The organism is Psychrobacter nivimaris (genome assembly GCF_009812035.1).
Taxonomy (GTDB): domain Bacteria; phylum Pseudomonadota; class Gammaproteobacteria; order Pseudomonadales; family Moraxellaceae; genus Psychrobacter; species Psychrobacter nivimaris.
Genome location: NZ_VZIZ01000006.1, coordinates 115,494 through 127,258 on the forward strand (window position 1 = coordinate 115,494; position 11,765 = coordinate 127,258).

At 42.9% G+C, this 11,765-nt stretch carries 10 protein-coding genes; 3 read left to right on the forward strand and 7 right to left on the reverse strand.

Translation table 11 applies throughout. The features are described 5' to 3' along the window. The first annotated feature begins 18 nt into the window (after nucleotides 1-18). Nucleotides 19-1,047: an EF-P lysine aminoacylase EpmA gene (gene epmA, locus FQV37_RS02250; RefSeq protein WP_160021105.1), complete on the forward strand. Its 1,029-nt coding sequence runs from the start codon at nucleotides 19-21 to the stop codon at nucleotides 1,045-1,047. Nucleotides 1,048-1,205: 158 nt separating this feature from the next. Here the strand turns inward: epmA and FQV37_RS02255 are convergent, their stop codons facing one another. From FQV37_RS02255 to FQV37_RS02280, 6 genes are all read right to left on the reverse strand, one after another. Continuing rightward, complete coding sequence (locus FQV37_RS02255; RefSeq protein WP_160021106.1) at nucleotides 1,206-1,847, reverse strand: NAD(P)H-binding protein; 642 nt, start codon at nucleotides 1,845-1,847, stop codon at nucleotides 1,206-1,208. A 235-nt stretch (nucleotides 1,848-2,082) separates the two neighbouring features. Then, complete coding sequence (locus FQV37_RS02260; protein WP_102090782.1) at nucleotides 2,083-2,532, reverse strand: YaiI/YqxD family protein; 450 nt, start codon at nucleotides 2,530-2,532, stop codon at nucleotides 2,083-2,085. Continuing rightward, the gene (locus FQV37_RS02265; RefSeq protein ID WP_160021107.1) at nucleotides 2,532-3,908 is read right to left on the reverse strand and encodes a 5-(carboxyamino)imidazole ribonucleotide synthase; all 1,377 of its coding nucleotides are present in this window, start codon (nucleotides 3,906-3,908) and stop codon (nucleotides 2,532-2,534) included. Before FQV37_RS02265 ends, FQV37_RS02260 begins: the two co-directional genes overlap by 1 nt. Nucleotides 3,909-4,105: 197 nt before the next feature. Further along, on the reverse strand, nucleotides 4,106-4,657 hold the full coding sequence (purE, locus tag FQV37_RS02270; protein WP_082624535.1) for a 5-(carboxyamino)imidazole ribonucleotide mutase: 552 nt from the start codon (nucleotides 4,655-4,657) through the stop codon (nucleotides 4,106-4,108). Between the two features lie 107 nt (nucleotides 4,658-4,764). Further along, entirely contained in the window at nucleotides 4,765-5,721 is a 957-nt protein-coding gene (locus FQV37_RS02275; RefSeq protein WP_160021108.1) for a metallophosphoesterase, read from the reverse strand. 103 nt (nucleotides 5,722-5,824) lie between these two features. After that, on the reverse strand, nucleotides 5,825-6,433 hold the full coding sequence (locus FQV37_RS02280) for a rhomboid family intramembrane serine protease (protein ID WP_160021109.1): 609 nt from the start codon (nucleotides 6,431-6,433) through the stop codon (nucleotides 5,825-5,827). Between the two features lie 413 nt (nucleotides 6,434-6,846). Between FQV37_RS02280 and FQV37_RS02285 the strand changes: the two genes are divergently transcribed. Together FQV37_RS02285 and FQV37_RS02290 are read left to right on the forward strand one after the other, a co-directional pair. Continuing rightward, nucleotides 6,847-8,493: a hypothetical protein gene (locus FQV37_RS02285; protein ID WP_160021110.1), complete on the forward strand. Its 1,647-nt coding sequence runs from the start codon at nucleotides 6,847-6,849 to the stop codon at nucleotides 8,491-8,493. A gap of 298 nt (nucleotides 8,494-8,791) precedes the next feature. Then, entirely contained in the window at nucleotides 8,792-10,390 is a 1,599-nt protein-coding gene (locus tag FQV37_RS02290) for an OmpA family protein (RefSeq protein ID WP_160021111.1), read from the forward strand. Between the two features lie 112 nt (nucleotides 10,391-10,502). Here the strand turns inward: FQV37_RS02290 and nagZ are convergent, their stop codons facing one another. Beyond that, nucleotides 10,503-11,579 (reverse strand): beta-N-acetylhexosaminidase, encoded by a 1,077-nt coding sequence (nagZ, locus tag FQV37_RS02295; protein WP_160021112.1) that lies wholly within the window; start codon nucleotides 11,577-11,579, stop codon nucleotides 10,503-10,505. Nucleotides 11,580-11,765: the final 186 nt, after the last annotated feature.

Genomic DNA, 11,765 nt, shown 5'->3' on the forward strand with positions numbered 1-11,765 from the left:
TAGTCGCAGTAGAGCCCAATGACTCAAGCAAACAACATTTCTTCGCAGCTTATTACTTCTAATCCTAGCTACGCGCCAACCATGACACTTGCGATGGCACAACAGCGCGCGCAATTCGTCAGCAATATTCGTCAGTTTTTTACCAGTCGACAAGTGCTAGAAGTGCAGACACCGCTATTATCCCAAGCAGGCAATACAGACACTTTTTTGCAGTCTGTAGCAGCTCATGTAACCTATCAAGACCGTCCACGCACTTATTATTTGCATACCTCGCCTGAATTTGCGATGAAGCGTTTATTAGCCAGCTGGCAAGTGCCTATTTATCAGATTTGTCCTGTCTTTCGTGATAACGAAATAGGCACGCGTCATAATATTGAATTTACGATGCTCGAATGGTATCAACCTAATTATAGTCTGGACGAGATGGCAACTGAACTTAATGAGTTGTTAGAAGCGCTTTATGGTCATTCAGTTGTGATGAGTCATTATCGCTATGTCGATGCCTTTATGGATTTTGTAGGTATCCATCCGTTGACAGCGAGTTTAACTGCATTGCAAGCCGTGGCAGAAGATATGGGTTTGACAGGATTTGATTTTAATGATGCTGATGATAGCGAAGAAAATCGTCGCCAGAGCTGGCTGGATTTATTATTCAGTCATGCCGTAGAGCCAAACCTAGGTCATGATTTGCCGACATTAATTATAGAGTACCCACCTGCGACCGCTGCATTAGCGAAGACAGCTAGGGATAAAGACGGTAATAAAATTGCAAAACGTTTCGAGCTATACATTAACGGCATTGAGATCGCCAATGCTTATGATGAGCTAGCAGATGGTCAAGCATTACGAGACCGTTTTGAACAAGACAATCAATTACGCGCGCGTCATGATCTACCTCAAATGCCAATTGATGAACATCTATTAGCCGCATCCAATGATTTGATGCCATGTAGCGGTATCGCAGTCGGTATGGATAGATTGCTAATGGTTGTAACAGGTGCAAGCAGCTTGGAAGAAGTCATTCCCTTTCCCAGTGGGCAAGCATAATTGAATGAGCTTCTTTTAGATTAGCTGTAATCTAAATACATAATAAAAAGGTCGTTGTCGATTTACCAATTAGATATTGGCGAATCAATAACGACCTTTTGTATTGGCTGCTTTTAAAATCTAGCAGATACAATCAATTTTGCTACTGCTAAATTTATTTATACCGTAGCAACTGCTTCATTGATATCAATATCACCATTGTGTAGATTGAAGACTTTGCCTATCGTGTTATCTGCGGTTAGCACCGCGGCTAGCGTTATCGCTACATCTTCGATTGCATTCTCACCAGAACTTGTATCATTAATAGTAATTTTGCCTGTACCAGCGCGTTCTTTTAGTGCGCCTGGCTGTACGATAGTGTAATCAAGTGAGCTGTTGTTCACTAACCAGTGATCGGCGTAGTGTTTAGAGATATAGTATTCTTTTAAATCTGCAATACCAGGGTTTTCATCCCATTTTTCAGTTTCTAATGAAAAGACTGAGCTCAGCATAATATAACGTTTAATGCCTTTATCTTGTGCAGCCTGCATCGTTTTTACAGCACCATGCAAATCAACTTCTAAGACGTTTTTGCCACCAGACCCTGCAACAAAGTAAACAGCCTCAATGTCCTGGTCTAGTTGTCTTTCAATAGAGTCTTTACTGGCTGTAATGTCTAAATCTAGCTGAGTATAATTGTCATTATCAAATAACTTTTCTTTCTGACGAGTCGTGCCAATAACTTGATGATCATCAGCCAATAACTGCTTAACCAAATCACCGCCCACTCGACCACTTGCACCAACGACTAAAACTTTCATAACCATTCCTATTTTTATTTAAATGCTATTGTTTGAATTATTCAGTAAGTTTATTTATCTTAAAAACCGAATACAGAGTAACAAAGATAGGTAGCACGCTTCGTTATAAAGCGTGCTGATTGAATAGTGTTTGGTTATAGAGTGTATACCGTTTGCAAGGAAGCAAACGTTGCTTAGATAGCATCATGTAATAGATGACAGAATGGGTAGGTGTCAGATAAAACGATAAAAAGCACTAACGAACCAAGCGATTAAGCCCATCGGCAAAGGCTTTTTTATCTCGATCACCGTAGGGCTTTTGCCCGCTCATTTCCTGCAACTCTAGGACACCAGTACCGCGCATAGTATCCATAAAGTCGCGCATATTGAGCTTTTGCTTGATGTTGTTCTTATCGTAGACCACGCCGCGCGTCGTCAATACCATACCACCTTTGTCCAAAATGTCATTGGCTAAGGGGATATCGCTAGTGATAGCCAAGTCACCGACTTGTATCTGCTCGACGATATAATCATCAGCTTTGTCGAACCCTGATGGCACGACAGTCATAACAAGTAGGGGCGACTTGCGTAGCTTAATCGGCTGATTGGCCACAAATATGGCCATGGTCTTGGTACGTTCAGCCGTTTTAATAATCAAATCTTTGGCAATCAATGGCACCGAGTCTGCGTCCACCCAAATCTGCATTATTTTTTGGCCTTCTCAGATTTTGATGGATTAGTAGTTAGGCTGCCTGCTTGGCTGTCTTTATGGTCTAGGTCATCAGCTTTGGCATCATTTTGAATACTGTTCTGAGCGCTATTTTTATCATTACTCTTAGCATCGACATCTACTTTACTAGGCTGAGTATCTACGCTTGCATACTCTTTATCTAGACCAACCTTGTTTGGCAAGACAGCAACCAGTTTTGCCATAGCAGGCTCTAAATCAGTCACGTCATTAGGCATCAAGGTAATATGAGCAATCTTACGATCGTCACGCTCAGCCTTATGATAGCTATGATAATGAGCGCCATCAATATTTAGCACCGCACTGATATCAGGGTATTGACCCAGCACATTTACCATAATCGCAGGATGGACGTTATCTGTATCGCCTAATGGCAAGTTGACCACAGCACGGATATGGTTTTCAAACTGGCTAGTAACCGCGCCTTCGATGCTCCAGTGGCCAGAGTTGTGTACACGTGGTGCGATTTCATTGGCCAGTATCGTGGTATGACCGCGAGCATCTTTGGTGACAAACAGCTCAAGTGCCATGACGCCCACATAGTCTAGATGGTTCATGATCTTTGTGATGGCGTCTGTTGCCTGCTGGAGCAGGTGGCTGGTACCGACCGCAGGAGCTTGAGTTTTTGCCAAAATACCGTGATGATGATGGTTTTCGACCAAATCATAACAGCGTACCTGACCATTTTGCGCTCTTGCTGCAATGATAGAGACTTCACGATTAAAGTTAATGAAACCTTCAGCAATCAGTGGCGCAGGCGTTGGCGTGAGTGAACCTTTACCACTAACGGCGTCTTTTAGCTCAAGCCAAGCAGTTTTAATATCATTGTCTTGTTTGATAACAAACTGACCTTTACCATCGTAGCCACCTCGGCTGGTTTTTAGAACGATAGGCAGTCCCAATTCTTTACAAGCGTGCTTGAGCTCAGCTTCAGAATTGACTTCCATAAATGGCACGGTTGCAATATCAAGCGTGTTGAACATCTGCTTTTCTTTTAGACGATCTTGAGCGATATCAAGCGCAATCAGCGGTGGGAACATGCCTTGCTTGCTGCCAGACTTTGACAAGCTAACCAGTTGCTCAACAATAGACGTTGGCGTGTTCTCAAACTCTAGTGTAAAGACATCCGCTGCTGCGATAAAGTCTTCTAATTGATCGCTATGAAAGACACGACCGTATAAGCTGGCAGGGCATTCTGGATTGTCTTCTAAGAATACACATTGGTAACCCAATGGCATAGCGGCTTCGGCAAGCATCATACCAAGCTGACCACCGCCTAAAATACCGATGGTACGAATGGTTTGGGTAACAGGATAAGCGTTTGCTGTAGTCATGGCAGGCTCTTTGAATAAAGGTGAATAAGATGTTTGGTCTATTAAAATCTAAAATTCAATGGGTGAAAATAGGAAAAGGTGCACTGTATGCACCTTATCTCTACTCGAAATTGCTTAAAAATATACAGTGATAGCTTCAATCGTTAAGCTATAAATATAAAAGACTCTGCTATAAAAGCTGATCGATTTATATTTACCTAAGGATTGATAATACCTGGTGTTGGGCTAGCAAGAATAGTCTCAGTCTGAGACTGGCGCATCTGATCGAGCTTAGTAGCAATCGTATCATCATGCAATGCCAATACTTGAATTGCAAGTAGGGCAGCGTTATAAGCACCAGCAGCACCAATTGCCAAAGTACCAACAGCGACGCCTTTTGGCATTTGTACGATAGACAGCAGACTATCCCAACCGCTCAGCATAGATGACTTTACGGGGACACCAAAGACAGGTAGCGGCGTTTGGCTGGCACACATACCCGGCAGATGAGCGGCACCGCCTGCACCAGCAATGATCACTTGTAGACCATTGTCTTTTGCGCTTTTGGCATAATCAAATAATCTATCAGGCGTACGGTGTGCAGAGACAACTTCACAATCAAAAGCAATGTCAAAGTCTGCAAGCAATTGCGCAGCAGCACTCATAGTTGCCCAGTCAGACTGCGAACCCATGATAATGCCGACTTTTGGCTGACCAGCAGGGGAAGTGATTGGACCGTTCTGGTTAGCAGCAGTATTCGTGGTGCTCATGATTGGATATCCTCAAAAAGACCATCATACAAAAATTTTGCTACACTCGTAAAGCCAAGTTTGACTTTTAATACTGGTATGGGGCTAATTGCAGTGATATCACGATTTTATATATGTTTTTCATCGTGATAATGCTGAACAAAGTGACTGGCTGTCAATGGTAATGGTTGTTCGGTATCCAGTTGATAGCATGTTAGATAGCCGCTATCTACTGCAGCAGAGTAGTCAGTACAGGCAACTTGTGGACTGAGTGGCTCAGGTGTGCCAGTGAGCCAATAGTGCCCGACAAACACAGGTTTATGAGTTTTTAATTCAAAGTCAATATTTTCAGCCAACGCATCAGGCGGAATTTGTGCCAATGCGGACGATGGAGCACGAGACACTTCACGAAGTGTGCGTGTATTAAGCTCATCTAGCCACCAACGTACTCGCACTCGCGTACGTTTGGTACCTTCTTTGTCTACCATCACAATACCATCAGGTAAGCCCGTTTCAACCCCTTTTAACACTCGCTCCAAAGCGTCAAAGGCGATGGTATCTTCTTTAGCCGTTGCGATTAAACCTGCTGGAGTCAGACAGTTATCATCAGTCAGAAGGGGCTTTAGTATCGCCATGCTATCTGTATCCCAGCAAGCATGCACAAAACACGCATAGTCGGTCTCAATCCATAATGGAATTTCGTATAAACGCTGCAACCAGTACTCATGTTGCTCTGAGCCGAATGGTATCTCTGCCAAAAACGCCTCATGTTGGCGTCTATGGATATCATTGTGCGAGCGTAAATACTGGCTAGTATTATCAGGATCGCGCGTGGCATATGCCAACGCATTATATTCATGGTTGCCCATTACTGCATCGGCTACATCGGCATCTAGCATTGCAAAGACAATCTCTAACGTGGCTAATTGCTGCGAACCACGGTCGATCAAATCACCGATAAACAAAGCCCTATGACCTGTCGGTGGTACAAAGTGCTGACCGTTATGCTTATAGCCCAACTGATGCAGCAGACCGATCAGTTTGTCTGCATAACCATGTATATCACCGATAATATCTATAATCATAATGTATTACTAAATCTCAAATGTAGAAATATAACGTGTGCAAAATAGAGTTTATAAAGTATAGCTGTGTTTAAAGTGATAGCTTTACTATACGTAAAAATGTCTAAAATCCCGGTGATAGCAAGGCATTGATAAAGTGCGGTAGTACTTTTGGTTCCAAAACAATCGTAGCGATAACGCCAAATGCACCGCCCCACATATGAGCCATATGATTGATATTTGAGCCACCGCGTCGATCAGCATAGATACTATAAAATATATAAGCCACGGCAAATAGTATCGCCGGAATAGGGATCACGGCAAAGAGGTAAATTCTCTCCCATGGTGCTAGCAGGATAAAAGCAAATAGCACAGCCGATACACCGCCTGATGCGCCTAAACTCAAATAACTGGCGTTGTTCTTATTTTTCACGTAACTTGGAATCATGGCAACAATAATAGCCAGTACATAGAAAACCACAAAACCGTAGCCAAACAAAAACGGTTGGTATAGCCCTTCAATAGCACGACCGAAGAAATACAATGTAAACATATTAAACAACAAATGCATACTGTCAGCATGAATGAAGCCGTGTGTTACAAAACGATCCCATTGCCCATTGTTGACTGCAGGCGGATAAAATATAAGCCGATTGAGTAGTTTTTTGTTTTGCCATGCCAATAAACTGACAATAACAGTGATAATGATAATAAGCGTCGTATGGTTTAACAAAGGAGAATCCTTAGGCCGTGCCTGATATGTGACAATGTTACAAATGACAAGCTACAAATGACAATATTCAAAGCCTAAGCGTTACGGCTGAGTAAAAAATAAGTTTGACGTCTGATCCGTATTAAGTACTAACCATTAGCAATAGACTAATACTAACAGCAGTTGCGATAACGCGAATACCTATTGTGTGACAAAACGATGCTTTTTTATGCGGTTATAGTGAATAATGTAGCAGTGTACCATCAACATAAGTGAAACTTTTAAAGCAAGGTTAAAGACGAGAGTAGTGCTCAGTCATCCGCGCTGCAATGAGTCTTTTAGACAAAGAAGCAAAATACACAAATGACATTGACGAAAATAAAATAAGTGCTTAATTTTGCACATTTCAATAAGGCTGATAGAGGCAGTGAAATATGAACATTATTGACCAGCTAGAACAGACGGTAACCCCAGCTGTAATGGGTAATGATGACAGCAATAATGTTGCCTATGTCAGTCTACTTGAGCAGTTTTATGCTGTTTTGGCTGCGCGCCTAGCTGTGCCACAGGTTTACTCACAGTTGCTGCGTACTGATCAAGTAATTACTAGCACTAATAATGAAAGCCCTTTATTTGAACAAATATGGCAAGATAAAAGTCTGCAAGAGACTATCGTCCAAGAGTTGTCAGCCACCCATCACATTGATGAGCAGACAACTGAGCAACTACTAATTAGTGCCGCGCCGTTGGCATATCGTGAGTTAAAAGTATTGGCCAATGGGCAGTTTTTGCCAGCATTTTTACAAGACAAACAGGCTGCTTTACGACCATATTTACCTATCTGGGCAGCAGCTGTGATTACTGCTACTCAAGGCGTTAGTCAGCAAATACAAACAAGCTTCAATTCAGATGATGGCCATATACCAGTACATGTGCCAGTAAGTGACGACATATCGAATAGACTTGACGACTCTACTTTAGATACTGGCATAGCTGGCATAGTCGCACCAATAACGAATAATGATGCAGAAAGTATAGAGCAAATGTCAATTGCTGAGCGCGTAAGCACTGAAGTATTAGATGACGATACAATTGCCAGTAGTGATGCTATTCATGCCAATCCAGCAGCCTATCATCTGGCAGAAAACAGTAACTTGAAGCATGCACAAGTACGCACTCGCAATCAACGAAACGATCTACTAATACGTGTGTTTTTATTAATAGTAGCCCTTGCTGCGCTTGCACTAGCAGCATGGGCATTATTAGTGAAACCCAATAATGAAATACCAGTAGAACCTGTGGCCACAGTACCTGTTGAACCACAGCCAGCACCCGTATCTCCTGTACCAACAACGACTCCTGTTGAGCTTATTGTCGGTGTAGACAACGGCAGTAACTTGTACACTTGTAGTGCGACCGTTGGCGATACTGCATTGCAAAGCACGTTGCAACAGGCGCTTAATACAAGCTTTGGTGAGCAGGCAAGTATTTGTGAATTGAACATACAGGATGGGGTAGCAACCACAATCGCTAATATGCCTGCGGAGATACTGCCCAATGTCTTGACGATGCTTAGATCAACACCATTTGCACGTTTGCATGTGCAAAACGATCGTCTCATACTGGAGGCTCCAGACAATATGCTACTGCAAAAACTGGTCACAGAAATACGAAGCTTAGTACCAGCGATGGTAGTCGAGAGTACAGCACCATTACCGTTACCTAATAATAGTAATATTGGTGATGCTACGAACAACGTAGCAAATTCAAATAACCAGTTTGTAGATGATGGGGCGGGGATTAATAATCAATTCAATAATAATGGGGTAAGTAGTAACTCTGGCGAATACCAAGCATCAGATGATAATACTGGAGATCGTGTGATACCAACTCCTTTGCCTAACAATAATAATAGTTTTAATAATGCGCCCAACAATCTGCCTACCAATGGCGCGAGCAATATTCCCAACAACTTTCCTTCAAATAATCAAACGACCAGACCGCCAGGCCCTTTTTCACCTTCAGAAGTAGATGAGATGGCAAACACGGTTATCGTTGCTGAACCAGCTCAAGTTAGATAGTTTTTATAAGGCACGCTGTTTCATAGGGCGTGTCTTTTTATATGGCCTATCTTTTCATGTAATTTAGCTACAGTTACGTGTGCCAACCGAAACATTACTTACTGTATCATTTGCACAACAACGTACAGACTGTGAATAGCAGCTTAAGAATTTTATAATAATCAAAACCAAACAAAGTAGTTTGATGAATTCATCACCACCATGACTACTACTATGATGATTTAATATAAAAGAATGATACAGCTGCTTTTTGAGCAAACGAATGATATAAATAAAAAATTAAGGGGAGAGCCATATTATGGATATTATTAGCCATTTGACACGCACCGTCAGCCCAGCCGTATTAGAAGATGACCGTAGCCCAGCTAAGAAAAATCTATTAGAACAGTTTTATGCCATTTTTGCTGCTCGTCTTGCAGACAATGATACTTTTAGCCGCTTTGCCAATGAAAACATCGCCCGTGACGACAATGCTTTTTATGATCGTGTATGGACAGAAGGAGCACACCGCGACCAAATTTCTCGCGAATTAGCAGGCAAGCATAATGTCGATGCAACCGCTTCACGTGGTCTGATTGCGATGGCAGCGCCACTGGCTTTTCATGAGATAAAAAGCTTAGCTGGTACCACGCCCGTTCCACAATTCTTGAATGATAACCTAAATAGTTACCAGCATCATATCCCTGCATGGGCGGGTACTGTTTTGCCTGCTAGTGCAGTCGCTGCCACTTCTACTACGGCTGGCACACCAATTTCTGATACCACTAGTACAGCGCCACTACAAAAAGAAGAAGAGCCAAAAGAGAGCTTTATGAAAGCGCTGCTACCTATTATTGGTTTGATTATCTTAGGTGCATTGGCTTGGGCACTACTCAGAGGCTGTCAAGAAAACCCTGAGCCTGTAGCAACGCCAGCAGCCACGGTACAGCAAGGGGCGCAAGGTAATGAGGCACTAGCGGTTGCAGGCGCAATTGAGCCGGCATCACTGAGTGTCGCAACTGGTGAAAATAGCGAGCTGTATGCTTGTCGTATGAGCGTGGGTGATGAGACACTACAAACCAATGTTATGAATGCTTTGACTGGTGCATTTGGTGACGAAGCTAATAAGTGCCGTGCTGACGTTGATGATAATTTTGCAGTAGATATGCCAGCATCTGCTCAATTAGCAACGATATTACCAATTATCAAAAATGTACCGAACGCGAGCATGATTATTAAAGGCGATAACATTACTGTGAATGCTCCTGATAAAGCTGCGTTGGACAAATTGGTTGCTGACTTACAAGCAGCTGCTCCTGCCATGACCGTGCAAGCTGAAGGTCCATTAGACTTGCAAGGCAAGATTGATGATAGTCTGGCTGCTGCAGACGTTGCCATGACCAATCTAGGTGAAAACCCAGATCCACGTGATGTTGCTCGTGCTTTGAGTATTCAGGTGATTAACTTCCAAGTAGATGAAGCGGTTATACCTGAAGTCAATAAGGCGCTGCTAGACCGTGCTGCAGAAATCATCAATAACGTACCTGATATGAAGCTGATGATCGTCGGTCATACGGACAGTCAAGCCTCTGATACCTATAATATGGAGCTGTCTCAGGAGCGTGCTGAGTCAGTGAAAGCGTATCTAGTGTCTAAAGGGGTTGATGCTAGTAAACTAACGACCAAAGGTATGGGCGAATCAGAACCAATCGCAGATAATTCAACCGAACAAGGTCGCTTCCGCAATCGCCGTATCGAATTTATGGTCAATGACGAAGTGGTCAGCGCAAACGATGGCATGATGATGAACAGTGATTCGCTAGATCCAGATATGAACCCATTAGATAGTAATAACGATGATTTGTTACCAGATGGTGATGACGCTACCCAAGGTACTGCGGTAGACCCAACCAATTAATCTACAGGTTCTTATTTTGATTATAGTTAGACTATAGTAGCTAAATGATAAAAACCGCATCTTATAAAGGAGCGGTTTTTTGTATGCTACTCAATGACAATTAAACAAGCTATTATTTATACAGCGTAGGGTCTGTCGATTCTTTAGCAGTCTGAACATCAGCTTGGGCATCAAAAAAAGTCTGAGTAACATTTTGCTTGGCTTGCTGCCAGTATTCAAATTGCTGGCAGGTAGACTCAAGATCGCCTTGCCATGTTGGGATATTGCCGCGCATGGTTTTGATACGTTGCTGGTTAGGGTAAGGCAAATCTTGCGCAGCTTTAGCAGCTTCATGAGCAGCCACACGGTCGTTGCATACGAGGGCAATATCACAACCGGCATCAATGGCCGCTTTTACGCGAGCACTGACATCACCAGCCGCCTTTGCACCTGCCATCGATAAATCATCAGAGAATAATACCCCATCAAATTTAAGCTCATCTCGAATGATATCTTGTAGCCAAATTTTAGAGAATCCTGCTGGCTTGTCGTCTACTTGCGAAAATATCACATGTGCTGGCATAAGAGCGTCCAGACTATGTAGCGTTTGAGCAAAAGGTTGCATGTCGCTACTGATAATCTCATCTAAGCTACGCGTATCGATGGCTTCTGATACGTGCGAGTCAGGAGCGATGGCACCATGACCGGGGAAGTGCTTACCAGTAGTTGCCATACCAGCTGCTTTCATACCGCGCATAAACTGTGTTGCAAGCGCAGTGATGGCTTGCGTATCATGATGAAAGCTGCGATCACCGATGACTTGGCTAATGCCATCTCTATCCAACACAGGCGCAAAGCTCAAATCAATTCCTACAGCTAATACTTCAGCTGCCATTAGATAACCGCAATCGTAGGCGCAGCTAAGTGCCTGGCTTGGGTCTTGATTGAATAGCTCACCCAATCGACCCATAGCAGGTAGGGGCGTGAATCCTTCACGTAGCCTCGCGACTCGTCCACCTTCTTGGTCCACACCGATAAGTATGTCTTGATTGTGATAACGTATATCGTCGCATAGTGCTCTGACTTGGGCCGCATCTGTGACGTTACGACCAAACAATATTACTCCACCGACCTGTGCTTGTTTAATCAAACTGACATCTTCAGCGGTCAAAGCGGTACTATCGATATCTATCATTAAAACGCCGTACATCGTGTGTTCCTTATTATTTTATATATGGTTATATTATGAATGTGACTGACTATGCCTGTCTTATCACTTATCAGTCATTGTTCAAATATCTTATTATGACAGTTATTATTAATTGAGCATAATGTGGCAGATTATTAGGGTCAAATCAATTTGCTAATAGCCATTAGATTCAGTCATCAAATCGAT

Bases quoted from the DNA above. Each gene is read 5' to 3' on its own strand.
- epmA (WP_160021105.1), top strand. From the start codon at position 19: ATGACTCAAGCAAACAACATTTCTTCGCAGCTTATTACTTCTAATCCT.
- FQV37_RS02255 (WP_160021106.1), bottom strand. From the start codon at position 1,847: ATGAAAGTTTTAGTCGTTGGTGCAAGTGGTCGAGTGGGCGGTGATTTG.
- FQV37_RS02260 (WP_102090782.1), bottom strand. From the start codon at position 2,532: ATGCAGATTTGGGTGGACGCAGACTCGGTGCCATTGATTGCCAAAGAT.
- FQV37_RS02265 (WP_160021107.1), bottom strand. From the start codon at position 3,908: ATGACTACAGCAAACGCTTATCCTGTTACCCAAACCATTCGTACCATC.
- purE (WP_082624535.1), bottom strand. From the start codon at position 4,657: ATGAGCACCACGAATACTGCTGCTAACCAGAACGGTCCAATCACTTCC.
- FQV37_RS02275 (WP_160021108.1), bottom strand. From the start codon at position 5,721: ATGATTATAGATATTATCGGTGATATACATGGTTATGCAGACAAACTG.
- FQV37_RS02285 (WP_160021110.1), top strand. From the start codon at position 6,847: ATGAACATTATTGACCAGCTAGAACAGACGGTAACCCCAGCTGTAATG.
- FQV37_RS02290 (WP_160021111.1), top strand. From the start codon at position 8,792: ATGGATATTATTAGCCATTTGACACGCACCGTCAGCCCAGCCGTATTA.
- nagZ (WP_160021112.1), bottom strand. From the start codon at position 11,579: ATGTACGGCGTTTTAATGATAGATATCGATAGTACCGCTTTGACCGCT.